The sequence below is a fragment of the Pseudonocardia sp. D17 genome, from assembly GCF_036984265.1.
GTDB lineage: Bacteria > Actinomycetota > Actinomycetes > Mycobacteriales > Pseudonocardiaceae > Pseudonocardia > Pseudonocardia benzenivorans.
The window spans coordinates 187,459-212,462 of record NZ_BPRG01000217.1; the positions used below are offsets into that span (position 1 = coordinate 187,459).

Consider the following 25,004-nt stretch of genomic DNA (forward strand, 5'->3'; position numbering starts at 1 on the left):
TCCTGTGCGCAACCTGGGTGCTGTCCCGGAGCGGGTCGGCGACGGTTGAGGTTGCGCGCGGGCGGCGTCGTCCGCGGCGGGGGAACTAGAGGGACTTGCGGGAGGGGCGGCTGCGCAGGGCGGCGACGTAGTCGTCCGGGGCGCCGGCCTGCTCGGCCGCGTCGGCGATCACGCCGAGGTAGCGCGCCGAGGGCATGCCGCCCTCGTACGCGTCGAGCACGTAGATCCAGGCGAGGACGTCGCCCTCGAGGGTGTGCACGCGCAGCCGCAGCTTCTTGTGCAGCCCGAGCTCGCCGCCCTCCCAGCGGTCGAGGGTGGCGGCGTCGTGGTCGGGCACGTCGTAGAGCACGACGAACACCTGCGAGCCCGGGTGCTCGACGACCGTGGCGAGGGCGCCCTCCCAGGCGAAGTCCTCACCGCCGAAGGTCAGCCGCCAGCCCTGGAGCCACCCCGTCCCGGCCATCGGGCTGTACGGGGCGCGCTCCTTCATCTGCGCGGGGTCCATGTTCGACCCATAAGCGGCGTAGAGCGGCACCCCGACAGACTAGCGATGCGCTGTACGGACCTGATCGAGGACCTCACCCCGGCGCGATGTCCCGTTCACAGGACGGGCGTACTGTATGCGAGGTCCGGACCGACGCGAGGAGGCCGAAGCGGCGTGACCAGGATCGTGATCATGGGTGGTGGGCCGGCCGGCTACGAGGCGGCCCTGGTCGCCGCGCAGCACGGCAGCGACGTCACCGTCGTCGAACGCGACGGAATGGGCGGCGCCTGCGTTCTCGACGACTGCGTCCCGTCGAAGACCTTCATCTCCAGTGCCGCCGTGCGCGTCGACCTGCACTGGGCCGAGGACCTCGGCGTCCTCGTCGACCGCGACACCGCCGGCATCGACCTGCCCAAGGTGCACGGGCGCGTGCAGAGCCTCGCCCGGGCCCAGTCGGCCGACATCCGCGACCGCGTCGCGGGCGAGGGCGTCCGGATCATCGCCGGGTCCGCCAGTTTCGACGAGCCCGTCCCCGGGCGCGCCCCGCACCTGGTCCACGTCACGACGGCCGACGGTGCCGAGGAGGAGCTGCCGGCCGACGTCGTGCTGGTCGCGACCGGCGCCACGCCCCGCATCCTCGACTCCGCCCGCCCGGACGGCGAGCGCGTCCTGACCTGGCGCCAGCTCTACGACCTGCCGGCCCTGCCCGAGCACCTGGTCGTCGTCGGCTCCGGGGTGACGGGTGCGGAGTTCGTCTCGGCCTACGTCGAGCTCGGGTGCCGGGTGACGCTGGTGTCCAGCCGCGACCGCGTCTTGCCCGGCGAGGACGCCGACGCCGCCGCGGTGCTGGAGGAGGTGTTCGCCGAGCGCGGCGCCGAGATCCTCGCCAACGCCCGCGCCGAGTCCGTCGTGCGCGAGGGCGACGGGGTCGTCGTCACGCTGACCGACGGCCGGCAGGTCCGCGGCTCGCACGCGCTCATGACGGTCGGCTCCGTGCCCAACACGTCCGGCATCGGCCTGGAGAAGATCGGCGTGCGCACCGACGCAGGCGGGTTCGTCACCGTCGACCGGGTGTCGCGGACCTCGGTGCCCGGCATCTACGCCGCGGGCGACTGCACCGGCGTGCTCATGCTCGCCTCCGTCGCCGCGATGCAGGGCCGGATCGCGATGTGGCACGCCCTCGGCGAGGGCGTCGCGCCCATCAAGCTGCGCACCGTCGCCGCCAACGTCTTCACCCGTCCCGAGATCGCGACGGTCGGCATCAGCCAGCGCGTCATCGACTCCGGCGAGGTCCCGGCGCGGACGGTCATGATGCCGCTGGCCACCAACCCGCGCGCCAAGATGCGCGGCATCCGCCGCGGGTTCGTGAAGCTGTTCTGCCGGCCGGCGACGGGCGTCGTCATCGGCGGGGTCGTCGTCGCGCCGGTGGCGAGCGAGCTGATCCTGCCCATCGCGATGGCGGTGCAGAACGGCCTGTCGGTCGACGACCTCGCCCACACCTTCTCGGTCTACCCCTCGCTGTCGGGGACGATCACCGAGGCGGGCCGCCGCCTCATGCAGCACGACGACCTCGACTGAGCCGCCCGGCCGGGTCGCTCACGGGAGCTCACGGGAGCTCGGGGTCGGGTCCGGGGGAACCCCGATTTCCCGGGGCCGCACGGCGGCGATGCTCGATGGCATGACCACACTGCAGAACGCCACGACCCGGGTCCCCGTCGTCCCCGTCGTGGTCGCCGCCGTCGCGTCGCAGTTCGTCGACGACGTCGCCTACTTCGTCTTCCCGCCCGCCGCGCTGCTCGCCCCGGCGTCGGCGTTCATCGCCGTGCTGCTGACCGCGCTGGGCGCCCGGCTCGTCACCCGCAGGCTCTCGGGTGTCGCGGTCGCGCGCACGGGGCTCGCCGTCGGTGCGCTGTCGGCAGGGATCGGGCTGGCGGTCAGCGGGTTCGGCTGGCTGTCGATGGTGCTGGCGACGCTGACACTGGTCGCGGGGGTCGCGGGTGCCGTCGTCGGCAGGAGGAACCCGGCCACGGACTGACCGGCAGCGCCGCACCGGCGTGACCCCCGCCGGGTGGGCGGGGGTCACGACCGGGCGGATCAGGCCGCGACCTGCTGGTGCGCCGCCGGACGGCAGCGGCGCAGCGGGCAGACCGCCGCCGCGGGCAGCATGCCCGGGACGGCGGCGCGGGAGCCTGCCGCGACGAACGGCCAGCTGCCCACGAACCGCTGCAGGTACCAGTAGAGGTACACGTGGTCCTGCCCGTCCTGGTCGGTGACGAACACCGCGGGCGCCGCGAGGTCGTCGACCCAGCGGGCGTAGTCGGCGGTCGCCGCCGCGGGTGGGCGGGGTGCCCGGCGGGTGGCGAGCCAGTCCTCCGCTCGGCCGCGCCACGAGCTCAGCGCGACCGGGTGGATCGTGGCACCGGGCAGTTCGGCGACGTTCGTGGTGAACGTCGCGATCAGGGAGCCGTCCGCGCGGTGCGCGGCCGACGCCAGGGTGAGCAGGGAGTGCGGGCCCGGAATCGGCCCTTCGACGTGCATGTGCGTCGTGACGTACACGTACTGCTGGGGCATGACGGATCCTGGTGTCCGATGTGGCGATGGACAGCTCACGACGTGGCTCGGCCGACGTGGTGACGGATCCGCGGCGCGGTCTTTCCGCGTGGCGGAACTACCGGCCCCGTGGTGGAACACACGGGAGTGCGGTGTCGCTGTGCAGTTGTCCGCACGGTGCCGGGCCGCGTCGACGCTGACGCCGGACGGCACGGTGCGCGCCGACGGTAACCAGCAGCGGATCTCGCGGTCAATCCCCGGGAGCGGCGGTGGTGAGCTGCGCGCGCGGGTCGGAGCTGAACCCGCAGGACGCCGCGAGCTCGTCGGTGGCCCCCGGCCAGCGGACCCGCGCCGCGCCCAGGCCCCCGACGGCGAACCGCAGCACGGCCGGCAACGACTCGGCGAGCGCGCCGGCCGCCTGCCCGGCGGGCAGCTCCCAGACCCGCAGCACGGCCTCTCCGCCGTCGCCGAGCACGCCGTCGAGGACGACCTCGGCGACCATCCGGCCCGTCGTCGGCTCGCAGACCGCCCACGTGCAGGTGCGGTCGCCCGCCCAGCCGGCCGTCGCGGCCGCGACGCCCGCGTCGCCGTCGACACCCGCCTCGGCGTAGGCGGGCCGGTCGTCGACGCGGTCGTCGGCGCGCGGCGCCCGCAGGTACCAGGTCCCCGCGTTGATCTCGACGGGCTCCAGCGTCAGTCCTTGATCTCGCAGATGACGGTGCCCTGGGTGACCGACGAGCCCGTGTCGGCGGACAGCCCGGTGATCGTGCCGTCCTTGTGGGCGGTCACCGGGTTCTCCATCTTCATCGCCTCGAGCACGACGACGAGGTCGCCCGCACTGACGGTGTCGCCGTCGGAGACCGCGACCTTGATGATGGTGCCCTGCATGGGCGCGGTCACGGAGTCGCCCGACGCCTTGGTGCCACCCCCGCCGGACTTCCCGCGCTTGCGGGGCGCCGCCTTCGCGCCGCCGCCGCCGGTGCCGATGGCGAGGTCGCCGGGCAGGGACACCTCGAGCCGGCGCCCGCCGACCTCGACGACGACCGACTGCCGAGGTGCCTCCTCGGATCCGGCCTCGGCGCCGCCCTCGAACGGCGGCACCGTGTTGTCCCACTCCGTCTCGATCCACCGGGTGTGGACGGTGAACCCGTCCTCGGTGTCGGCGGCGAACGCGGGGTCGGACACGACGAGCCGGTGGAACGGCAGCACCGTCGCCATGCCCTCGACCTGCATCTCCGCCAGCGCGCGGCGCGAGCGCTCCAGCGCCTGGGCGCGGTCGGAACCGGTGACGATCAGCTTGGCCAGCAGCGAGTCGAAGTTCCCGCCGACGACCGAGCCCGCCTCCACGCCCGCGTCGACGCGCACACCCGGGCCGGCGGGGTACGCGATCGAGCTGACCGTGCCGGGCGCGGGGAGGAAGTTGCGACCGGCGTCCTCACCGTTGATCCGGAACTCGATGGAGTGCCCGCGCGGCGCCGGATCCTCGAGGACGTTGAGCTCCTTGCCCTCGGCGATGCGGAACATCTCGCGGACGAGGTCGAGCCCGGAGGTCTCCTCCGAGACCGGGTGCTCGACCTGCAGCCGCGTGTTGACCTCGAGGAACGTGATCAGCCCGTCCTGCCCGATGAGGAACTCGACGGTGCCGGCGCCGTAGTAGCCGGCCTCCTTGACGATGGCCTTCGACGCGTCGTAGAGCGTCGTGCGCTGCTCGTCGGTGAGGAACGGCGCCGGGGCCTCCTCGACCAGCTTCTGGAAGCGGCGCTGCAGCGAGCAGTCGCGCGTGCCGACGACGATCGCGTTGCCGTGCTGGTCGGCCAGGACCTGGGTCTCGACGTGCCGCGGCTTGTCGAGGTAACGCTCGACGAAGCACTCGCCGCGGCCGAACGCCGCGGTCGCCTCGCGGACGGCCGACTCGTAGAGCTCGGCGATCTCCTTCTCCTCGCGCGCGACCTTCATGCCGCGCCCGCCGCCGCCGAACGCCGCCTTGATCGCGACGGGCAGGCCGTGCTCCTTCGCGAACGCGATCACCTCGTCGGCGCCCGAGACCGGGTCGGCCGTGCCGGGGACCAGCGGGGCGCCCGCCCGCATCGCGATGTGCCGCGCGGTGACCTTGTCGCCCAGGTCGCGGATCGACTGCGGGGACGGCCCGATCCAGGTGATCCCCGCGTCGATGACGGCCTGCGCGAAGTCGGCGTTCTCCGACAGGAAGCCGTATCCCGGGTGGATGCCGTCGGCGCCCGCCTGCTTCGCCGCGCCGATCACCTTGTCGAAGTCGAGGTAGGACTCGGCGGCGGTGCTGCCGCCCAGCGCGAACGCCTCGTCGGCGAGCCGGACGAACAGGGCGTCGCGATCGGGGTCGGCGTACACGGCGACCGACGCGAGGCCGGCGTCCTTGGCCGCGCGGATCACACGGACCGCGATCTCCCCCCGGTTCGCGACGAGGATCTTGGTCAGCTCGGGCAACGTCCGCTCCTCGGTGAATCGGCCGGCCCGTCGCGCCGGCGCGTTGCAGGGAGTCTAGGAGGACCGGACGAATTTCTCCGGGCCGCGGACCTGTGGCGTTTCCGACGTTCGGAGCGCCCCCTGCGCGGCCTGCGGAACTGGATCGAGCCAGGCAGGTGTGGTCTTCGTCGCTCAGCGGTTGCGGAGCCGGAGCCGAAGGGTCCGGCCGCCCACCTGCACGAACACGGACCCCCGGCCGCGGCGTACCGCGGGCGCCCGGCGGGCGCGGGGCGCGCCGCTGCCGTCGTAGCGGGTGGCGACCTCTCGCGCGGCCAGCTCGTCGACGGCGCCGGCGGGCAGCCGCCCGGCCGCCCGCAGCCACCGGGCGACGTCCCAGCCGTCGCGCAACGAGCCGCCCGGCGGTACCCCGTCGAGGGCCTCGGCGACGGCCGCCGGCCACCCGGGGCCGAGCGCGGCCGCGAGCAGTGGCCAGTGCCGGGCGGCCTCCCCGGCGCGCTTGCGCAGCAGGGCGCGGCGCGTCGTCGCGAGGCGGACGGGGTCGAAGCCGTCGGGCACCGGGGCGCCCGCCACCAGTGCGTCGACGAGCGCAGCCTGCCGCGCGGCCAGCCCGGCGCTCACCGGAGCACCCCGGGCGCGACCCCGGCCGCCGCCGGCACGACCTGGCCCGCCGCCGCAGCGCGGGCTGCCGGTGGTGCGAACCGGGCTGCCGCGGAGATCGCGGCCAGCTCCGCCGCCAGCTCGGCGGCGGGCGGGTAGCGACCGTCGCGCTCCAGCATCACCGCGGGCGGCAGCCGCCGGTCGCACAGCTCGCCCAGCAGCGCGAACACCTCCGGCGGAACGGGGTCGGTGTGGCTGTCGTGGTACACGCCGGGGTCGCCGGCGGCCGTGTCGCCGGGGTGCTCGCTGCCGCCCGCGACGTGCACGTAGGCGATCCGGTCCAACGGCAGCCCGTCGAGGACCGCGCACGGGTCGCCGCCACGGTTCACGGCGTTGGCGTGGACGTTCGCGACGTCGAGCAGCAGCCACGCCTCGGTGCGGTCGAGCAGCCGGGTGAGGAACTCGGCCTCGGTGAACTCGTCGCCCGGCCAGTCGAAGAGCGCCGCGACGGGCTCCAGCGCCAACGGGACGTCGAGCTCGGCCTGCACCCGGGCCACGTTCGCGACCAGCACGTCGAGCGCCTCCCGGGTCCGCGGCACCGGGAGCAGGTGCCCGGCGTCGCGCCCGGCGACCCGGGTGAACGACACGTGCTCGCTGACCAGCGGCGCGTCCAGCGCATCGGCGCACGCCGCGAGGTGGGCGACCCGTTCGGGGTCGAGCCCGTCGGCACTGCCGAGGGACAGCCGCACGCCGTGCGGGATCACCGGGACCCCCCGATCCCGCAGCTCCGCCACCCCTCGAGGCGGAGCCGCGGGATCGATCGCTTCTGCGATGACCTCGCAGAAGCGCAGACCGGGCAGCTCGGCGACGATCCCCGCGATCTCGGGACGCCAGCCGATGCCCGTGCCCAGCCGGGTCGCGGGGCCGGCGCCGGGCTCAGCCACCGCAGCCACCCCCGCCGCCGCAGCCACCCCCTCCGCCACAGCTGCTGCTCCCCCCACCGCAGCTGCTCCCCCCACCGCAGCCGGCGCCCCCGCCGTAGCTGCTGCCCGAGTCGCCGCCCGACCAGCCGCCGCCCGACGACGCGAGCTTCTGCGCGGCGAGCTCGTCAGCGAACGCCGGGTCGGAGGCCCACAGCGCGCTCATCCCGAAGACGCCGACGCCGAGCGCCGCGGCCGTCGCCCCGTTCGCGATCCAGTCCGGCCGGTTGGCCGGCGACAGCCGATGGTGCTGGGCCCGCATCGCGGAGACCGTGGCGTCGCCGAGCGGCGTGCGCCGCGGGACCCGGGCCATCAGCACGACGCCGACGACGGCCGCGCCCAGCGTCGCCAGCACCAGGAACGTGACGGGCTTGCCGTTGGCGACCCCGGCGACGAGCCGGGCCAGGCCCAGCCCGGCGACGAGGAGCATCCACGCGCCCGCCTGCCGGACGCCGCGCCGCTCGTCGTCGGTGACGAGCAGGCCCTCGGCGGTGAGCCGCCGCTCGATCGCCGCCAACGCGGCGGCGACGTACTCGTGGTAGCGCAGCCGGCCGCGGCCGACCGGGGACGTGGCCGTCGCGTGGATCGCCCGCTCCAGCTCGTCGGCGCCGGGCAGCAGCGCGCCCACCGCGACGACGTTGCCGCGGCCCGCCGTCTCGATCGTCCCGTCGACGCGCATCGACGACAGTGCGGCGTACACCGCGAGGTCCGCGCCACCGTTGAGGTACGCCGCGTCGTAGGGCGTGCCGGTGAGATCCGCGGGTGGGCGGCCCCCGCCGCGCGCGCCCGCGATCTGCCGCCGCGTCCGGACCGCCCAGATCCAGACGACGACGGCGATGACCAGGTAGAAGAGAATGAACGTCGAGCCGCTGATCCCCCAGGTGTCGCCCGAGGCCGCGAGTGTGCCCATCCGAACCACCCCCTGACTCGTCCTCTTGGGACTGGCCACAGTGTGGTCGGCGTCATCGCATCGGGGGAACGTTCCTCACCAAGACTTGAGGTTCCGAGGTTCGCGGCTCACGCCGTCCGGGCGCGCACCTGGTTCTTGATCCGGGCGAGCATCGCCGCCATCCCGCGCAGCCGCAGCGGGCTCACGGCCTGACCGAGCCCGAGCGCGACGTAGAAGTCGTCGGGCACGGCCAGGACGTCCGCGGCGGACTCGCCGTCGAGACCCGTGTGCATGATCGAGGCGAAGCCGCGCGTCGTCGGGGCCTCGGGCGGCGCGGAGAAGAACAGGTGCACGGGCCGGTCGGGGGCGGCAGCGCCGTCCTCGACCTCCACCGCCAGGAACAGCGGCGACTGGCACTCGTGCACCTGCTCCATCGAGTCCGCGGCGTCGGCGTAGCGCTCCGGCAGGTCCGGCAGCTCCTGCGACAGCTCGAGCAGCAGCTGCAGCCGGTCCTTCGGGCCGACGGCGGAGAAGTCCTCGACCAGCTCCGCCAGCCTGGGTGGGAGATCAGCCACGCTCGGCCCCCTGTGCGATGGGGACCCGCACCGTGTTGCCCCACTCGGTCCAGCTGCCGTCGTAGTTGCGGACCGTGCCGAAGCCCAGCAGGTGGGTGAGCACGAACCAGGTGTGGCTCGACCGCTCGCCGATGCGGCAGTAGGCGACGACGTCGTCGTCGGCCGACAGGCCCTGTTCCTGCAGGTAGATGGCCTCGAGGTCGGCGCGCGGCTTGAACGTCGCGTCCTCGGCGGCGGCGCGGGCCCACGGCACGTTCGCGGCGCCCGGGATGTGCCCGCCGCGGACCGCGCCCTCCTGCGGGTAGTCGGGCATGTGCAGCAGCTCGCCGGAGTACTCGCCGGGGGAGCGGACGTCGACCAGCGCGCCCGTGCCGCCCTTCACCTTCTCCAGGTGCGCGAGCACGTCGTCCTTGAACGCGCGCAGCGTCGTGTCGTCGCGCTCGACGACCGGGTAGTCGACGGTCGCCGGCTTCGGCTGTTCGGTGGTCATCTCCCGGCCCTCGGCGACCCACTTCGCGCGGCCGCCGTCGAGGATGCGCACGTCCTCGTGGCCGAACAGGGCGAACACCCACAGCGCGTAGGTGGCCCACCAGTTGTTGCGGTCGCCGTAGAACACGACGGTGGTGTCGCGGGCGATGCCGCGCTCGCCGCAGATCTCGGCGAAGCGGGCGCCGTCGACGTAGTCGCGGGTCACCGGGTCGTTGAGCTCGGTGTGCCAGTCGACCTTCACCGCGCCCGGGATGTGGCCGGTGTCGTAGAGCAGGACGTCCTCGTCGGACTCGACGACGACCAGGCCGTCGGAGCCGAGGTTGGCCGCGAGCCACTCGGTGGTGACCAGCCGCTCCGGGTGGGCGTAGTCGGCGAGCTTCGGGTCGTTGTCAGCGGGCAGCGCCATGGCCGCGACGATAGTCCGCCGCGGCGCGCGGGGTGGGTGCCGCTCACCCGCTCCGGTGGGCCCACAGGTCGACGGGCGAGACGCCGATCGCGCCGAGCAGCCTGCGCACCAGCGGGAGGCTGATCCCGATGACGTTCGAGGGGTCGCCGTCGATGCCGTCGACGAACCACGCGCCCAGCCCGTCGAGGGTGAACGCCCCCGCCACCGCGAGCGGCTCGCCCGTCGCCAGGTAGGCCTCCAGCTCGGCGTCGGTGGGCTCGGCGAAGCGCACCGTCGTCGTCGCGTGCCCCTCCGCGACACGGTCGATCTCGCCGTCGACGAGGCGCAGCACGGCGTGCCCGGTGACGAGATCGCCGGTGCGCCCGGCCATCGCCTTCCAGCGCCGGCGGGCGGTGTCGACGTCGAGGGGCTTCCCGACGAGCTCACCGTCGATCGACAGCATCGAGTCGCAGCCGACGACGACCGCCCCGGGGCGCGGGCCGGCGACCCGACGGGCCACCGTCGTGGCCTTGGCGCCCGCCAGCGCCGTCACCTTCTCGCCGGGCGAGGCGTCCGGGATCGCGGCGAGGAGGGCGTCCTCGTCGACGTCGGAGACCTCGACGACGGGGTCGAGCCCGGCGGCGCGCAGGACGGAGAGCCGGGCGGGGGAGGCGGAGGCGAGAACGAGACGCACCCCGCGAGCCTACGGACGCCACCTCCGTCGCAACGCCCATCGCACGCCGTGCCCGCGCGGGCCGCTCACCCGGCGCCGCGTCGATGTCGCGAGTGTCCCCGCGCGGGTGCCGCGGCCGGACCCCGGCTGCAGGAACGGCACTTTCCTGCAACCCGGTTGCGGGAAAGTGCCGTTCCTGCAGAGTGGGTCGGCGGCAGGCGGCAGAAGGGCGGGCGGGGTCAGGGGCAGGCGGGCCTCAGCGGGGCAGGGCGGAGGCGCGCCAGGCGCCGGGGCCCGGGCGCAGGGGGGCGCGCATCCGCCGGACCGGGTCGGACCAGCGGTCGCGCTGCGCCGGGGCGGCGCCCGTGCCCGCCGAGGAGGCCGCCGCGAGCAGGACCGCCGTCAGCGCGGCGACCTCCTCGTCGGACGGCTCGCCGCGCACGACCCGGAACAGGGCCCGCCGCTCCTCCGGCGTCTGCTCTTCCGAGGGGGAGCTCACAGGATCGTCGCTCACAGGGGGATGTTCCCGTGCTTGCGCGTCGGGACCTCTTCGCGCTTGGTGGCGAGCATCCGCAGCGCCCGGCCCACGTACCCGCGGGTGTGCGAGGGCGGGACGACGGCGTCGATGTACCCGCGGTCGGCGGCGATGTAGGGGTTGGCGAGGGTGTCCTCGTACTCGGTCTGCAGCTCCGCCCGCTTGGCGGCGAGCTCGTCGCCCTCCAGGCCCTTGAGCTGCTTGCGGTAGAGGATGCCGACCGCGCCCGACGCGCCCGTGACCGCGATCTGCGCCGTCGGCCACGCGATGTTGACGTCCGCGCCGAGGTGCTTGGAGCCCATGACGTCGTAGGCGCCGCCGTAGGCCTTGCGGGTGATGACCGTGATCTTGGGGACGGTGGCCTCGGCGTAGGCGTAGATCAGTTTCGCGCCGCGGCGGATGATGCCGTTCCACTCCTGTTCGGTGCCCGGCAGGAAGCCGGGGACGTCGACGAACGTCACGACGGGGACGTTGAACGCGTCGCAGGTGCGGACGAAGCGCGCGGCCTTCTCCGAGGCGTGGATGTCGAGGCAGCCGGCGAACTGGGTCGGCTGGTTGGCGACGATGCCGACGCTGTTGCCCTCGACCCGCGCGAAGCCGCAGACGATGTTGGGCGCGAACAGCTCGTGGACCTCGAGGAAGTCGCCCTCGTCGACGACCCGGGAGATGACCTCGCGGATGTCGTAGGGCGTGTTGGGGGAGTCGGGCACGAGCGTGTCGAGCTCGCGGTCGGTGTCGGTGACCGAGTCCTCGATCGAACCGCCGACGGGCTCGGGCGCCGGGTAGCTCGGCGGCTCGGACAGGTTGTTCGACGGCAGGTAGCCCAGCAGGTCCCGCACGTAGGCGAAGGCGTCCTCCTCGTCGGAGGCCAGGTAGTGGGCGACGCCCGAGCGGGTGTTGTGGGCCCGGCCGCCGCCGAGCTCCTCCATGTCGACGCGCTCACCGGTGACGGTCTCGATGACGTCCGGGCCGGTGATGAACATGTGGCTGGTCTCGTCGGCCATGACGACGAAGTCGGTCAGTGCCGGGGAGTACACCGCGCCGCCCGCCGACGGGCCGAGGATCAGTGAGATCTGGGGGATGACCCCGGAGCTGCGGACGTTGCGGATGAAGATCTCGCCGTACAGGCCGAGCGCGACGACGCCCTCCTGGATCCGCGCGCCACCGCCGTCGTTGATGCCGACGACCGGGCACCCGACCTTGGCCGCGAGGTCCATGACCTTGACGATCTTCTCGCCGTAGACCTCGCCGAGCGAGCCGCCGAACACCGTGGCGTCCTGGCTGAACACCGCGACCGGCCGGCCGTCGATCGTGCCCGTGCCGGTGACGACCCCGTCGCCGAACGGTCGCTTCTCCTGCATCCCGAAGTTCGTGGACCGGTGCCGGACGAGCGCGTCGAGCTCCACGAACGAGCCGGGGTCGAGCAGCTGCTCGACGCGTTCGCGCGCGGTCTGACGACCCTTCGCGTGCTGGCGCTCGGCGGCCGCCTCGGCACCCGCGTGCACCGCCTCGTCGTAGCGACGGTGCAGGTCGGCGAGCTTGCCCGCCGTGGTGTGGATGTCGATGTCGGGGGATGCGTCACCGGGGGTGTCCCCGGACTGCGGCGGAACCCCCGTCGGTTCGCTCGCGGCGCTCATGGGCCGGGAGCCTAACCCGGCGATTCCCCCGCCGGGGGGCGTTCGGGGAGCGGTATCTGTCACGCTCGGCGCCCCGCGACCACACCGTCCCGTTCGCCGGGCGACGGTGACGCGCCGCCCGTCGAGCGGGCCGTCCGCCGCGGTCGAGGGCGTCCCGGGACCGGTTAGCGTCCCGTCCATGACCAGGCAGGCCGTGCCGCTCGACATCGATCTGCTGCGCCCCGCGCTGCTGGCGCCGGTCGGGCCCTGGAGCAGGGTCGACCTCGTCGCCGAGACCGGTTCGACCAACGCGGACCTGCTCGCGGCGGCCGCGCGCGGTGCCCCCGACCGGTCGGTGCTGGTCGCCGAGCACCAGAGCTCCGGACGGGGCCGGCTCACCCGCAGCTGGGAGTCACCGCCCGGCAGCGGCATCACCGTCAGCGTCCTGTGGCGGCCCCAGGAGGTCCCGGCCGACCGGTTCGGCTGGCTGCCCATGCTCGCCGGGCTCGCGCTGCTCGACACCGTCCGCGAGTTCTGCGCCGCGCCGTCGGGCCTGAAGTGGCCCAACGACCTGCTGCTCGGGCCCGAGGGCCGCAAGGCCGCCGGCATCCTCGCGGAGATGACGGCCGTGACCGGCGGCGGGCCCGGGGTCGTGCTGGGCATCGGTCTCAACGTCGGCGCGACGATCCCGCAGCTGCCCGCGGGGGCGACCTCGCTGGCCGAGGAGGGAGCCGTGGGGGTCGACCGGGCCGAGCTGCTGGTCGCCCTGCTGCGCAGGCTCGCCGCGCGTGAGGCCGCGTGGCGCGACGCGCGCGGTGACGCCGAGGCCGTCGGCCTGCGGGCCGACTACCGCGCGGGCTGCTCCAGCCTCGGCTCGCGGGTGCGGGTCGAGCTGCCCGGCGGCGAGTCGCTCACCGGCATGGCCGAGGACGTCGACGTGCACGGGCGGCTGCTGCTGCTCGACGCCGACGGGACGCGCCGTCCGGTCGCGGCGGGCGACGTCGTGCACCTGCGCGCCGCCGGTCCCGCCGACTCCTGAGCCGGGGTGCCATGATGCGCCCCATGGCCTATCCCGACGAGCTCCTGGTCGACGACGAGCGCGTCGTGCTGCACAAGCACCCGCACCCGAAGATGCTCGTGGTGCCGGTGCTCGTGTTCCTGGTGACGGTCGGTCTCGCGGTCTATCTCGCCGCCCTGGCGCGCAACCTGAGCTGGGCGACGATCGCCTGGATCGTGCTGGCGGTCGTCGCGGTGGCGGTCGTCGTGCGGTTCACGCTGGTCCCACTGGTGCGGTGGCGGACGACGCACTTCGTGGTGACGACCCGGCGGGTGCTGGTGCGGGAGGGCGTCGTGTCGCGGCAGGGCATCGACATCCCGATCGGGCGCATCAACAGCGTCCAGTTCCGTCACACGATCGTCGAACGGCTCCTCGGCTGTGGCACGCTCGTCATCGAGTCGGCGTCCGACGAACCGCTGGAGTTCGAGGACGTGCCGGGCGTCGAGAAGGTCCACTCGATGCTCTACAACCAGATGTCCGAGCTCGACGAGCGCCGCGCCGGCCGCCCTGCCCGCGCCGGCTACGGCGACGACCCTGCCCGCGCCGGCTACGGCGACGACCCTGCCCGCGCCGGCTACGGCGACGACGAGGACCGCGACGACCGTTGGGAGAGCCGCCGATGACCGCGTCCGGGCTGCCGATGCGCCTGCCCGTCGAGGGACTGCCCCCGCGGGTCACGATCTACGAGGTCGGGCCGCGCGACGGGCTGCAGAACGAGAGCGCGGTCGTGCCCGTCGAGGTCAAGGCGGAGTTCATCGACCGGCTCGCCGACGCCGGGCTCACCACGCTCGAGGCCACCAGCTTCGTGCACCCGAAGTGGGTGCCGCAGCTCGCCGACGCCGCCGATCTCCTCGACCGGCTCGACCGGCGCGCGGGCGTCGACTACCCGGTGCTGGTCCCGAACGAGCGCGGCCTCGACCGCGCGCTGCAGTCCGGTGTCGAGCACGTCGCGATCTTCGCCAGCGCGACCGAGACGTTCGCGGGCAAGAACCTCAACCGCACGCTCGACGAGCAGTTCGCCATGTTCGAGCCCGTCGTCACCCGGGCGCTCGCCGAGGGGCTGCGGGTGCGCGGCTACGTCAGCATGGCGTTCGGCGACCCGTGGGAGGGGCCGGTCGATCCCGAGCAGGTCGCCGGCGTGGGCAGGCGCCTGGTCGAGATGGGGTGCTGGCAGCTGTCGCTGGGCGACACCATCGGCACCGGCACCGCCGGGCACGTCGACGCGGTGGTCGACGCGTGCGTCGCGGGCGGCGTGCCCGTCGCGGCACTGGCGGTGCACTTCCACGACACCTACGGGCAGGCGCTGGCCAACACGCTCGCGGCGCTGCGCCGTGGCGTCACGACGGTCGACGCCAGCGCGGGCGGCCTCGGCGGCTGCCCGTACGCGGAGTCCGCCACGGGCAACCTCGCCACCGAGGACCTCGTCTGGATGCTCGACGGGCTGGGCGTCGAGCACGGCGCCGACCTGCACAAGCTCGTCGACACCAGCGTGTGGATGGCCGCGCAGCTGGGCCGGCCGTCGCCGTCGCGGGTGGTGCGGGCGCTGGCGGGCTGACCGCCACCGCCCGCCGTCCCGGACGCACCGCTGCGTCCACCGCACGGGACGGGACCGGCCGTGGCGGTGCACCCGCGGCCGGCCCCGTGCTCTCAGACGGCGACCGCCGTCGGTGCCGCGACCGTGTCGATCGTCTCCATCTGCTTGGTGAACTCGACGTACTCGTCGTCCATCAGGGCGCGTGGGTCGAACGTCGGGTCGGCGATGATCCCGTGCACCCGGCGGCGCTGCATGCCGAAGTTGCCGCCGTCGTAGATCGGGAAGATCGCGGCCTCACGCAGGTACTTCTCGAAGTCGTGCTTGCGGTCCGCGCTGTTGACGCCGACGACCTGCAGGCACTTGTAGACGGCGTCGAAGAGCGTCTCGGTGCAGAACACCTTGTTCATCGCCCCGATCAGCTCGCCGTGGTAGTCGTGCTGGTCGATGTAGTGGGCGGCCTTCCAGCAGAAGTACCGGGCGGCCTCGATCTTCCCCGCGACGTCACCGAGCACGTAGCCGACGTACTGGTGGTGGATGATCGGGTGCGGCCCGCCCGCGGTGAAGGTCTTGGCCCACGACAGCGCGGCCTCGTAGGCCGCCCGGGCCACCCCGACGGCCGCGATCCCCGCGACCGGCCCGGACCAGGCGAAGTTGCGGTTGATGAGCAGGTCGCCGTTGCCCTTCGTCCCCTCGACGATGTTCTCCACCGGCACCCGGGCGTTGTCGAAGATGACCTCGGAGTTCGGGGTGAGCCGGTGCCCGAACGAGTCGATGGTGTTGAACGTGACGCCCGGGGTGTCCCGGTCCACGAGCAACGCCGCGAGGCCCTCGGTGCCGCCCTTCTCCGGGTCGGTGCGCACGACGTAGAGGCTGGTGTTCGCGCCGCGGTTGTCCCAGCCGCCGACGTTGCACGGCCAGTACTTGCGGCCGTTGACGACGTAGCAGTCGCCGTCGAACCGCGCCGTGACGCCGATCCCGGCGGGCTGGGGGAGCGGGGTGTCGAAGTTCGCGGTACCCCCGGGGGAGCCCGCGGGCTCGCTCGCGCCGTAGCCGGCGATCCACTCGCCGGTCGGGTCGGACGTGGCCGCACCCAGGACCTCGGACTTCTGCTTCTCGGTGCCCCAGTACCAGACGGGCAGCAGACCGAGCCCGTTGACGAGCACCGTGCAGGCGAAACCGGGGTCGACGGCGCAGATCTCCTCCGCGGCGAGGATCAGCTCGACGTTGGTGAGCCCACCGCCGCCGTACTGCTTGGGCAGCATGCAGAACGCGATACCGGCCTTGTAGGCCTCGACGTACACGGGCTTGGTCCGCTGGAACGCCTTCAACGGGTCCGGTTCGCGATCGGCGTCGCGTACCGCCGGTGCGAGCACTCCCTCGGCGAAGTCCCGGGCGTCGTGCTGGACCTTCTTCTGGGCATCGCTGAGAGTGAAGTCGATCGCCATTCGGACACCTCACAGAATCGGCACTGATTCGATGCGCCTCGCATCGCGCGGCGAGCCGGGGACGCGGTGCGCGGGTGCACCCAGTGTCGCCGTGGGGCGCCCGCCGGCGGCAGTCGTCGTGAACGGACAGCGGCGTTCCGGGCATGAACGACGGTGCCCCCGGCACGAACGGTCGGGCCGCTGCGCCGGCACCGTCCGGTGGTGCCGGCACACCGTCAGATGCCGAGGCGCTGCCTGACCTCGTGGGTGCTGCGCCGCGACACCGGGATGTCCTCGGCGCGATGGTGATCGGTGCTGAGCGCGATCAGCCCGTTGCCCTTGGACACGACGCGGCGGATCCGCGCCGGATTGACGAGGAAGCTTCGGTGCACCCGCAGGAACCCGTACGGGCTCAGCTCGCGCGCGAGGTGGTCCATGCCCCTCGTCGCGGCGCGGAACCGGCCGCAGTCGGTGGTCAGCCAGACGTCGTGCCGGTTCGCCTCCGCGAAGCGGATCTCCTCGGGACCGAGGAGCAGGACGGAGTCACCGGCCAGCGCCGCGATCCGTCCGGAGGTGGGGTTCGCGGTCGTGCCGGGGTCGAGGACGAGGGCGCTGCCGGTGTCCGGCCCGGGCCCGTCGGAGACGATCCAGCCCGCGGGGCCGCCCGTGCCGTTCACCGGTGTGATTGTGTAGCTGTGCGGGGCGGGCCCGAGCGGCGGTCCGATCACCACCGTGCCGGTCCACGACGGGTCCGCGACCGCTTGTGCCCACGAGCGTCGCCCGATCTCCGCGAGCGGGGGGAAGGTCAGCCCGCGGCGCAGCGCGGGGTCCAACAGGTACCCGGCCGGGATGCCCCCGACGGACCTGCGCGCCTTGTCGCTCGCGGCGACGACGTTCCCCGCGAGGTCGAGCCCGAGCACGGTGCCCGTCCGGCGGGAGTCCTCCGCCGCGAACCGCTCGGACACCGCCCGCGCGTCGTCGACGGCCCGGAACCTGAGGTGGCGGCGGGCTGCCTCCAGCTCGTCGGCGAGCCGGGTCGCCAGACCTGCCACGAGGTCCGCGCTGCGGGCCGCGACGTTGACGGCTCCGACCGGCCGCGCGGTGACCGGGTCGTGCACCGCGAGGCCGACACAGGACCACTCGTGCATGTCCCGGCGCCAGTGCTCCGGACCGCGGATGACGACGGGCTGCGACTGCAGCAGGGCGGTCCCCATCCCGTTCGTCCCGCCCACCGACTCCGGCCACCACGTCCCCGGCTCGAAGCGGCTGTCGAGGTCGTCGGCACCCAGGTCGGGGGCGCTCCAGCACGCGAGTATCTCGGCGTCCGCGTCGGTGACGGTCGCGAGACAGCCGCCGATCTCGCGGACCACGGTGGCCGCGACGGCGCCGAGCTGGGCGTAGATCCCGGTGTCGCGCGGCGCGGCCACCGGTGCCGGCCGCTGTGCACGGCCCGTGGGCCGCATCGGGTCGAGCCCGTGCACGTCGCGGCACCGCCGCCAGGACCGCAGGATCGGCGCGGGCACCGTCGCGACGGCGGGCTCGTCGTCACCGGCGACGAAGCGCTCCCACGCGAGCAGCGTCGCCGCGCGCCGGCGCCGGGCGTCGCGGGTGGCCGGTGTCGTGGCGGCGACGTCGGTGGGCATGCATCGCTCCTCTGTGCTGCTCGGCCCTGCGGGGCCGTCCTGGTCAGGTCGTCCGGAACCGAGGTGGGGCGGCGTCGGCGGGCGACCCGCCCAGCACCCCGTAACCCTCCATCGACTTCGTGAAGGCGAACGGGTCGTCGTCGGCGAACAGGTCGGGTGTGAAGGCCGGATCGGCCATCACGCCCCAGCTCTTCCGGCGTTGCATCCCGAGGTTGCCCGCGTCGTAGAGCGGGAAGACGATCGCCTCCCGGTAGAACTTCTCCATCCCGAACTTCCGGTCGAGGGCGTTCACCCCGACGATGCGCATGCAGTCGACGACGACGTCCTTCATGAGGTCCGCGCAGTACACCTTGTTCATCGCGGCGAGCGCGTGGCCCTGCCCGTCGTGCCGGTCCAGGTAGTGGGCCGCCTTCCAGCACATGTAGCGGCCGGCCTCGATCCGCGCCGCGATCTCGGTCAACAGGTGCCCGACGGCCTGGTGGGCGATGATCGGTGACGATCCGCCGCCGGTGTAGGTCTTGGCCCACTTCAGGGCGAACTCGTACGCACCGCGCGCGACCCCGACGGCGGCCGCGCTCGCCATCGGGGCGGACCAGGTGAACGCCCGGTTCACGACCAGGTCGCCGTTGCCCTCGGCGAACAGGTTCTCCTCGGGCACCCGGACGTCGTCGAAACGCATCGTGACGTTCTGGCAGGTGCGCAGCCCGATCTTGTCGATGACCTCGTACTCGAGGCCGGGCGTACCGCGGTCGACCACGACGGCGCTCAGCGCCTGCGTGCCGCCCCGCGTCCGGTCGGTGCGCACGATGCAGACGTTCGTGTCGGCGCCGCGCAGGTCCCAGCCGCCGGCGTTGCACGGCCAGTGCTTCTCCCCGTTGAGCACGTACTCGCTGTTGGCCTTGTCGTGGTGGGCGAACAGCTGGATCCCGGCGGACGGGTGGGGATGGTCGAAGTTGGCGGTCCCGCCGCGTTCGCTGACCACCCAGCCGCCGAGGTGGTCCATCGTCGGGCACCCGGTGGCCGCGGTGATCCACCGCTCGCGCTGCCGCTCGGTGCCGAACCAGACCACGGGCAGCAGGGCCAGGCCGTTGACCAGGATGATCGTCGCGAACCCGGCGTCGACGGCGCACAGCTCCTCGGTGGCGATCACCATGTCGACGTTGCTCGCCCCGCCGCCGCCGTACTCCCGCGGCAGGAACGACGTGGCCAGGCCCATCATGTAGGCCTGCTCGAAGGCCGGCTTCATCGCGACGAACGCCGCCTGCGCGTCGGACATCGCGTCGGCCCGCTCCGCCGCGGGCCGCAGCACCTCGCGGGCGAACTCCCGCACGTCGTACTTGAGCGCGCGCTGGCGACGCGTCAGCTCGAAGTCGATCGACACGGTCCCTCCTCGTCGAGAAGTCGGTGCTGACCCCCGGGTGCCGGGCGGCGGTACGACGGTGGCCCGTTCGCTCAGCCGGGCCCGGGTCCGGTCAGCCCGAGCGCGCCGCGCAGGCCCCCGTCGTTGGCGGCGACGTCGTCGAGGGTGGCGCGGTCGAGGACGGCGAAGTACGAGTCGAGGGCCGCGGCGAAGACGGTGCGCGCGCCGCAGACACCCGCCACCCGGCAGTAGCGGGCGGGGCCGAGGCATTCGACGACGGCGAAGTCGTCCTCCATGGACCGGATCACGTCGCCCACCGTGATGCTGGCGGGATCGCGGACCAGGCGAACCCCGCCGCCGCGTCCCCGGCTGGTCTCGACGAGGCCCGCCGTACTCATCCGGCGGACGACCTTGTCGAGGTGGTTGCGCGAGACCCGGTGCGCGAGGGCGATGTCGCCGATGGACCCCCGGCGTCCGGGGGCGACGCGCAGGAACATGAGGACCCGCAACGCGAAGTCGGCATGCTGGGTGTGTCGCACGGTCAGCTCGTCTCGCTCCGGACGTGCCCGCTCGTTCGCTGTGGTGGATCGTGCGGCGCCGCGGCCCGGACGGGGCCCCGGTGCCCTGAATCGGTATTTCGAATACTACTTTGCGGCGCCGGGTCGGAGCAAGACCGCGTCGCCGGCGCGGCCGGGGGCGCGGGCGACGCGGCGACGTGGCGACGTCAGACGGTGCGCAGGCTGCCGCCGTCGATGACGAGCTCGGCGCCGACGATGCCGGCGGACCGGTCCGAGCACAGGAAGGCGACCAGCTCGGCCACCTCCGGGCGGCTCGGCCGGCCCAGCGGGATGCCGCCGATCGAGTGGACGAGGACGTCGACACCGCCGAGGCGGTCGAGGGCGGCCCGCGCGGGTCAGCCGCAACGCGCGGCCGAGGGCGGCGAGCAGCTGGGTCGAGGGCTGCGACGAGCGGCCCTGCTCCAGCCTCGCGACGTAGTCGGTACTGACCCCGGCCAGCTGCGCGACCTCCTCCCGGCGCAGCCCCGGCGTGCGCCGGCGGCCGTCGGGAAGGGCCGCCGTACGACCCGCGGTTCGCCGCGGGCGGTGGCGCCGCGACCGGCCGGTGGCGGCCGGTGGCGGCAGGCGTCGGCCGCGGTCGAGGTCGTCGGTGCCGTCCGACCCGACCCGTACCATCGGCCGGGTGACGTGGACGGCCGGCGAACGGTACGGGATCGGGCCGGCGCCCGGCGGCCTCGCGCTAGTGCAGGACCTGCTCAACACGGTCGGCGCCGGCCGCCCGCGCGAACGCGACCTCCTCGCCGACCTCGTGTTGGCCGACGAGTGGGCCACCGCGGCGATGGACGCGTGGTCGGCCGGCTCCGGGATCACGGTCGAGCCGCGGGGGTTGGCCGAGGACGACGTGGCCCGGCTGCGTGACCTGCGCGCGGACCTGCGTTCCTGCATGGGCGCGTCGACGGCGTCGAGCCGGGAGGTCCTGCGCACCCTCACGGCGAGTGTGGCGCTGCACCGCGACGGGCGCGTCGTGCTCGCGCCCCGCGGCGAGGGCTGGCGTCCGCTCGCGACGGCGGTCCTCCTGGAGATCGCCGCCGCGCAGCAGGTGGACTCGTGGCGACGGTTGAAGCTGTGCCGCAACACCCGGTGCGCCGTGGCGTTCTTCGACCGGTCGAAGAACTGCAGCGGCGTCTGGCACGACGTGCGGGTCTGTGGCAACGCGGTCAATCTGCGCGCCTCGCGGGCCCGACGGGGGGCGCTCGCGAACGGTCGCGCCGCGGACGGCGACGGCGCCGTGGTCGAACCGTAGCCGCCCGGCCCGTCCGGGAACGCGCCCGCGCGCCGCTCAGCTCGGCACGTGGCGGCGGTCCTGTCGGTCGGCCGTGTCGGGGTCCGGATCACGTGCGGCGAACACGGTGAACAGCGTGGCGGCGAGGACGAGCGCGACGTATCCGAACGCGATGTGCGGCGTCGAGACGATGGTGGACAGCTCGCCGGCGACGAGACCGGGGAAGGTCGCGCCGCTGTAGCTGAGCAGGTAGATCACGGAGAAGATCGATGCTCGATCCGCAACGGTGCTGCCGTACAGCAGGCCGCGCGTTGCGGCGCTGATGGCGATCCCCTGGCCGACGCCGGCGACGACGGTCGCGGCGACGAACACCGGCAGCGCGCCGGTGCCGATCGCGGCGACGATGCCGGCCCAGCCGGCGAGGAAGCCCGTCATGCCGATGCGTTGGGCCGTCGCGGGGGTGAACCGGCCGCCGAGAGGTGCGCCGAGAGCGCTCGGAGCCATGTACGCGGCGAACACCAGGCCGAGGACGAGCGAGCTGTCTGTGCGGAGCTGCTCCTCGACGAGTGCCGGCACGAAGGCCTGATAGAACGCCCCGGTCGCCCAGGTGGCCAGCGACACCGCGGCGACGACGGGAACCAGGCTCCTGACCCGGGCCGGTACGCGGACGCTCGGCCGCAGCGACCGCACGGCCCCCGGGGTCCGGGGTGCCGTTTCCGGGCTGATCAGGATCAGCACCAGCGACAGCAGGAGCAGCCCGGCGGCTACGAGATAGCCCAGCTCACGTGGCCAAGGGCCGAACTGGACGAGGGCGCCGGAGGCGACGGCGCCGAGGGCCAGACCGATCATGACCGTCTGGCTGGAGGCGACCGAGGCGAGCCACGTCGGCCTCGCGGGTGCGGTGTCGACGATGTACGCGGTGAGGGCGCTGCTGCCCAGGCCGGCGCCGAGGCCCATGAGCAGCCGCCCGGCGATCAGGACGCCGAGGTGGTGCACGTCCAGCAGCACCACGCATCCCAGCAGGAGCAGCCCGAGACCGGCGACGGCGGTGGGCCGTCGACCCACGTGGCCCGACAGCCGCCCCGCGACGAGCAATGTCCCGATCGTGCCGACGGAGTAGGCGGCGACCGACATGGAGATGCCGGCATTGGTGAACCCGTCCTCGGCCCGGTAGACGTTGAACAGGGGGATCGTCGAACCCACCGCGGCGAACGCAGATGCGAGGGAGACCACCGCGGCGACGAATGCCAGCCGCAGCCGCCCGGGGCGGCGGCCCCGGGCGGTCGTGCGTGGCGGGTGTCGTGTCGAGCCGAGCATTTCCGTTTCTCCTCACCCGTCGGGGCGCGCCTGTGGCGGGCAGCAGCCGGCCCGATGGGGTCGGCCGGACGTGCCTACGGGACCAGGCTGATGATCGTCTTCCCGTTGCGTCGCGTGGTCGGGTTGAGGGCGGCGACGGCGTCGTCGAGGGTCGCGACGGCCCCGATGTTGGTTCGCAGCCGGCCGTCGCGTACCCGCTGCACGATCTCGGCCAGCTCGGCCCGGTCGGCCTCGACGACGAAGTCCACCGCGAGGCCGTCGGTGGGACGCGCCTCGACCGGTCCGACGACGGACACGAGCGTGCCGCCCGGCTTGATCAGCGCGGCGGACTGCCGCTGGACGTCGCCGCCGATGACGTCGAAGACCAGGTCGACGCTCCCGACGTCGGCCAGCGCGTCGTCGGCGAGGTCGACGAACTCGTGGGCCCCGAAGGCGAGGGCCTTGGCGCGGTCGGCGGCGCGCCCGGTGCCGATGACGTGGGCTCCGGCCTCACGGGCGAGCTGGGTCACCATCGTGCCGACGGCCCCGGCCGCGCCGTGCGCGAGGACGGTCTGGCCGGGCTGGAGGCGCCCGTGCCGGAACAGTCCCTGCCACGCGGTCAGCCCCGAGATCGGCAGGGAGGCGGCGACGGTGAAGTCGACGTCGCCGGGCAGGGGTGCGAGGTTGCGGGCCTCGACCGCGACGAGCTCGGCGAGGGTGCCGTCGCGGTGCCAGTCGGTGAGGCCGAACACCCGCTGCCCCACCGAGAGTCCGGTCGCGCCGTAGCCGAGCGCGGTGACCACGCCGGCCAGTTCGTGGCCGGGGATCGACGGGGTCTTGTCGCGGCCGGCGCGGTCGGTCCAGGTCGACGGCCAGTCCATCTCGGTCGGGACGAAGCCCGAGGCATGCACCCGCACGACGACGTCGTTGATGGCCGGGGACGGGTCGGGCCGTTGCGTCAACGTCATTCCGGCTGTTCCCGCGGCCTGGTCGGTGACCACTATCGCCTTCATTTCGAATTCCTGTTCCTCGGGTGTGGGTGTTTCGTGGTGAATGGTCAGATGAAGGTGAACAGCTGGTCGGCGTCGAATCGCGAGATCGGGTTCGTGTACACCTTCTGTGGGTCGGGGTAGCCGAGGGCCAACAGGACCGTCGTGCTGTGTCCGGCCTCGCGAATCGTGAACGCCTTGTCGACGGTTGCGGGGTCGAATCCCTCGAGCGGGGTGGCCTCGACGCCGAGTGCGGCGGCCGCCATCATGGTCAGGCCCACCGCCATGTAGGTCTGCTTCTCCATCCAGTGGTTCAGGTCCTTGTAGCCATATCCGCGCAGGGTGAGGAAGTCGCGGGTCATCGCCTCCCACCGCTGCTGCTTCGACGGGTCCGGGAACCGGCCGTCGGCCCGCTCCTTCGCGAACACCGCCTCGATGTGGCTGTCGGGAACGTCCGCGCGGGTGGTGAGGATGATGGTGTGCGAGGCGTTGAGAATTTTCTCGGCGTTGTCCTGGAAGCGCTCGCCCAGGTTGTCGGCGAGCCGCTGTTTTCCTTCGGGGGTGGCCAGGACGTAGAAGTGGTTGGGCTGCACGTTCACCGACGACGGGGTCGAGCGCAGGAACCGCAGCAGCTGCTGCAGGGTGTCCTCGGGAATGGTCCTGCCGGGATCGAAGTACCGGGTGAGGTGCTTGTTCATGAGCGCGTCGAGATTCACGTCGGGCCGCCTTCCTGCGAGAACGAGTGGGTGGGGAGCGGTACGTCAGGGCTGTGGTCAGTGCGGACCGCGGGCGAGGAGGTCGGCGATGCGCCCGATGTCGAGCCCGGTGGTCGCGGTGGCCAGGTCGCCGGCGCGGAGCGCCGTGACGGCCTGGTCGAGGGCGGCCATCGCGTGCCGGTAGAGCGCGGGGCCCACGCTGACGCGCTTGACCCCGGCCTGCTGCAGGTCGGCGACGGTCAGCACCGTGTCCGCCGGTGAGATGAGGACGTTGACCGGTGTCGGGGCGACGGCGGTGACGATCGCGACGAGTGCGTCGAGGTCGGGCGGGTAGGGGGCGTACACCACGTCCGCGCCGGCCTCGGCGAAGGCCATCAGGCGCCGGATGGTGTCGTCGAGATCGGGCCGGCCCTGGATGAAGTTGTCGGTGCGGCCGGTGACCACGATGCGTCGCCCGGCGGCCTCGACGGCGCGCCGCACCCGGGCGACGGCGTCGTCGAAGTCGCGGATCGGGTGCGCGGGATCGCCCGAGGTGTCCTCGATCCCGATGCCGGCCAGCCCGGCGTCCACTGCGGCCTCGACCGTCGCGGCGACGTCGTCGAGTGTGTCGCCGTAGCCGTCCTCGAAGTCGCCGTTGACGGGCAGCTCGGTGAGTCGCGCGAACAGCCGGGCGTGCTCGAGGTGGTCGTCGCGGGTGATCTCGCGACGACCGTCACGGCGGCCGAGCGTGGCCGCGAACGCCAAGGACGACGTCCCGATCGCCTCGAAGCCGGCATCGGCCAGCATCAGCGCGGAGAGGCCGTCCCACGCGTTCGGCATGACGACGCCGCCGTCGCGGGTGTGCAGCGCCATGAACCGCTCGAAGAGTTCAGAACCCGACATCGGAGGGCCTTTCCGGAAACGATCGGTGAGACGGGGATGGACCGGGGACGGGCCGGTCGGCCGGTGG

At 73.5% G+C, this 25,004-nt stretch carries 27 protein-coding genes and 1 pseudogene; 6 read left to right on the forward strand and 22 right to left on the reverse strand.

The features are described from left to right. Positions 1-85: 85 nt before the first annotated feature. The gene (locus tag PSD17_RS30330; RefSeq protein ID WP_013677314.1) at positions 86-535 is read right to left on the reverse strand and encodes a gamma-glutamylcyclotransferase; all 450 of its coding nucleotides are present in this window, start codon (positions 533-535) and stop codon (positions 86-88) included. A gap of 123 nt (positions 536-658) precedes the next feature. Here PSD17_RS30330 and PSD17_RS30335 point away from each other — a divergent pair, with 123 nt between their 5' ends. Together PSD17_RS30335 and PSD17_RS30340 are read left to right on the forward strand one after the other, a co-directional pair. Next, positions 659-2,062, forward strand: a complete 1,404-nt coding sequence (locus PSD17_RS30335) for an NAD(P)H-quinone dehydrogenase (protein WP_339125850.1) — start codon at positions 659-661, stop codon at positions 2,060-2,062. A gap of 100 nt (positions 2,063-2,162) precedes the next feature. Next, positions 2,163-2,519: a hypothetical protein gene (locus PSD17_RS30340; RefSeq protein ID WP_339125852.1), complete on the forward strand. Its 357-nt coding sequence runs from the start codon at positions 2,163-2,165 to the stop codon at positions 2,517-2,519. 59 nt (positions 2,520-2,578) lie between these two features. Here the strand turns inward: PSD17_RS30340 and PSD17_RS30345 are convergent, their stop codons facing one another. The 11 genes from PSD17_RS30345 to PSD17_RS30395 all read right to left on the reverse strand — a co-directional run bounded on the left by PSD17_RS30345 (position 2,579) and on the right by PSD17_RS30395 (position 12,257). Beyond that, positions 2,579-3,055, reverse strand: a complete 477-nt coding sequence (locus tag PSD17_RS30345; RefSeq protein ID WP_339125854.1) for a hypothetical protein — start codon at positions 3,053-3,055, stop codon at positions 2,579-2,581. 229 nt (positions 3,056-3,284) lie between these two features. Beyond that, on the reverse strand, positions 3,285-3,536 hold the full coding sequence (locus tag PSD17_RS30350; RefSeq protein ID WP_013677310.1) for a hypothetical protein: 252 nt from the start codon (positions 3,534-3,536) through the stop codon (positions 3,285-3,287). A 191-nt stretch (positions 3,537-3,727) separates the two neighbouring features. Then, positions 3,728-5,497 carry an acetyl/propionyl/methylcrotonyl-CoA carboxylase subunit alpha gene (locus tag PSD17_RS30355; protein ID WP_013677309.1) on the reverse strand — a complete coding sequence of 590 codons (1,770 nt, stop codon included), beginning with the start codon at positions 5,495-5,497 and terminating at the stop codon, positions 3,728-3,730. 171 nt (positions 5,498-5,668) lie between these two features. Next, on the reverse strand, positions 5,669-6,115 hold the full coding sequence (locus PSD17_RS30360) for a hypothetical protein (protein ID WP_103383092.1): 447 nt from the start codon (positions 6,113-6,115) through the stop codon (positions 5,669-5,671). Continuing rightward, positions 6,112-7,038 (reverse strand): DUF692 domain-containing protein, encoded by a 927-nt coding sequence (locus tag PSD17_RS30365; protein WP_143770635.1) that lies wholly within the window; start codon positions 7,036-7,038, stop codon positions 6,112-6,114. The genes PSD17_RS30360 and PSD17_RS30365 overlap by 4 nt, the downstream gene beginning before the upstream one ends. Further along, positions 7,031-7,984, reverse strand: a complete 954-nt coding sequence (locus tag PSD17_RS30370) for a TIGR04222 domain-containing membrane protein (protein WP_339125859.1) — start codon at positions 7,982-7,984, stop codon at positions 7,031-7,033. The genes PSD17_RS30365 and PSD17_RS30370 overlap by 8 nt, the downstream gene beginning before the upstream one ends. 107 nt (positions 7,985-8,091) lie before the next feature. Then, positions 8,092-8,538 (reverse strand): SufE family protein, encoded by a 447-nt coding sequence (locus PSD17_RS30375; RefSeq protein WP_013677305.1) that lies wholly within the window; start codon positions 8,536-8,538, stop codon positions 8,092-8,094. Continuing rightward, a complete protein-coding gene (locus PSD17_RS30380; RefSeq protein ID WP_013677304.1) occupies positions 8,531-9,433 on the reverse strand; it encodes a sulfurtransferase in 903 nt (300 codons plus the stop codon). The genes PSD17_RS30375 and PSD17_RS30380 overlap by 8 nt, the downstream gene beginning before the upstream one ends. A gap of 43 nt (positions 9,434-9,476) precedes the next feature. Next, complete coding sequence (locus PSD17_RS30385) at positions 9,477-10,106, reverse strand: Maf family protein (protein ID WP_013677303.1); 630 nt, start codon at positions 10,104-10,106, stop codon at positions 9,477-9,479. A gap of 235 nt (positions 10,107-10,341) precedes the next feature. Further along, the gene (locus PSD17_RS30390) at positions 10,342-10,599 is read right to left on the reverse strand and encodes an acyl-CoA carboxylase subunit epsilon (RefSeq protein ID WP_233899164.1); all 258 of its coding nucleotides are present in this window, start codon (positions 10,597-10,599) and stop codon (positions 10,342-10,344) included. Beyond that, positions 10,596-12,257, reverse strand: a complete 1,662-nt coding sequence (locus PSD17_RS30395) for an acyl-CoA carboxylase subunit beta (protein WP_013677301.1) — start codon at positions 12,255-12,257, stop codon at positions 10,596-10,598. The genes PSD17_RS30390 and PSD17_RS30395 overlap by 4 nt, the downstream gene beginning before the upstream one ends. A 178-nt stretch (positions 12,258-12,435) precedes the next feature. Here PSD17_RS30395 and PSD17_RS30400 point away from each other — a divergent pair, with 178 nt between their 5' ends. The 3 genes from PSD17_RS30400 to PSD17_RS30410 are packed head-to-tail and all read left to right on the forward strand — an operon-like array spanning position 12,436 to position 14,848. Continuing rightward, positions 12,436-13,275: a biotin--[acetyl-CoA-carboxylase] ligase gene (locus tag PSD17_RS30400; protein WP_013677300.1), complete on the forward strand. Its 840-nt coding sequence runs from the start codon at positions 12,436-12,438 to the stop codon at positions 13,273-13,275. A gap of 23 nt (positions 13,276-13,298) precedes the next feature. Beyond that, entirely contained in the window at positions 13,299-13,916 is a 618-nt protein-coding gene (locus tag PSD17_RS30405) for a PH domain-containing protein (protein ID WP_339125863.1), read from the forward strand. Then, entirely contained in the window at positions 13,913-14,848 is a 936-nt protein-coding gene (locus PSD17_RS30410) for a hydroxymethylglutaryl-CoA lyase (RefSeq protein WP_013677298.1), read from the forward strand. Before PSD17_RS30405 ends, PSD17_RS30410 begins: the two co-directional genes overlap by 4 nt. 92 nt (positions 14,849-14,940) lie before the next feature. On the opposite strand, the gene PSD17_RS30415 is transcribed toward PSD17_RS30410, so the two are convergent. The 6 genes and pseudogenes from PSD17_RS30415 to PSD17_RS30440 all read right to left on the reverse strand — a co-directional run. Further along, positions 14,941-16,272: an acyl-CoA dehydrogenase family protein gene (locus tag PSD17_RS30415; protein ID WP_013677297.1), complete on the reverse strand. Its 1,332-nt coding sequence runs from the start codon at positions 16,270-16,272 to the stop codon at positions 14,941-14,943. A gap of 215 nt (positions 16,273-16,487) precedes the next feature. After that, entirely contained in the window at positions 16,488-17,894 is a 1,407-nt protein-coding gene (locus PSD17_RS30420) for a DNA-binding protein (protein WP_339125864.1), read from the reverse strand. Positions 17,895-17,937: 43 nt separating this feature from the next. Further along, positions 17,938-19,275 carry an acyl-CoA dehydrogenase family protein gene (locus PSD17_RS30425; protein WP_013677295.1) on the reverse strand — a complete coding sequence of 446 codons (1,338 nt, stop codon included), beginning with the start codon at positions 19,273-19,275 and terminating at the stop codon, positions 17,938-17,940. A 71-nt stretch (positions 19,276-19,346) separates the two neighbouring features. Continuing rightward, entirely contained in the window at positions 19,347-19,793 is a 447-nt protein-coding gene (locus tag PSD17_RS30430) for an RrF2 family transcriptional regulator (protein WP_013677294.1), read from the reverse strand. 185 nt (positions 19,794-19,978) lie between these two features. Continuing rightward, positions 19,979-20,113 (reverse strand): SDR family oxidoreductase, encoded by a 135-nt coding sequence (locus PSD17_RS30435; protein WP_083845295.1) that lies wholly within the window; start codon positions 20,111-20,113, stop codon positions 19,979-19,981. A gap of 100 nt (positions 20,114-20,213) precedes the next feature. Continuing rightward, positions 20,214-20,447 (reverse strand): annotated as a pseudogene (locus tag PSD17_RS30440) (hypothetical protein); the annotation flags it as partial. Positions 20,448-20,454: 7 nt separating this feature from the next. Here PSD17_RS30440 and PSD17_RS30445 point away from each other — a divergent pair. Then, positions 20,455-21,075 (forward strand): CGNR zinc finger domain-containing protein, encoded by a 621-nt coding sequence (locus PSD17_RS30445; RefSeq protein WP_339125866.1) that lies wholly within the window; start codon positions 20,455-20,457, stop codon positions 21,073-21,075. A gap of 36 nt (positions 21,076-21,111) precedes the next feature. On the opposite strand, the gene PSD17_RS30450 is transcribed toward PSD17_RS30445, so the two are convergent. The 4 genes from PSD17_RS30450 to PSD17_RS30465 form a co-directional block, all read right to left on the reverse strand. Beyond that, on the reverse strand, positions 21,112-22,371 hold the full coding sequence (locus PSD17_RS30450; RefSeq protein ID WP_339125867.1) for an MFS transporter: 1,260 nt from the start codon (positions 22,369-22,371) through the stop codon (positions 21,112-21,114). Between the two features lie 74 nt (positions 22,372-22,445). Next, positions 22,446-23,363, reverse strand: coding sequence for an NADP-dependent oxidoreductase (locus tag PSD17_RS30455; protein ID WP_013677291.1), 918 nt, complete (start codon positions 23,361-23,363; stop codon positions 22,446-22,448). Between the two features lie 44 nt (positions 23,364-23,407). Further along, positions 23,408-24,055, reverse strand: a complete 648-nt coding sequence (locus PSD17_RS30460; protein ID WP_013677290.1) for a nitroreductase family protein — start codon at positions 24,053-24,055, stop codon at positions 23,408-23,410. Between the two features lie 57 nt (positions 24,056-24,112). After that, complete coding sequence (locus tag PSD17_RS30465; RefSeq protein ID WP_013677289.1) at positions 24,113-24,937, reverse strand: isocitrate lyase/PEP mutase family protein; 825 nt, start codon at positions 24,935-24,937, stop codon at positions 24,113-24,115. Positions 24,938-25,004 lie beyond the last annotated feature (67 nt).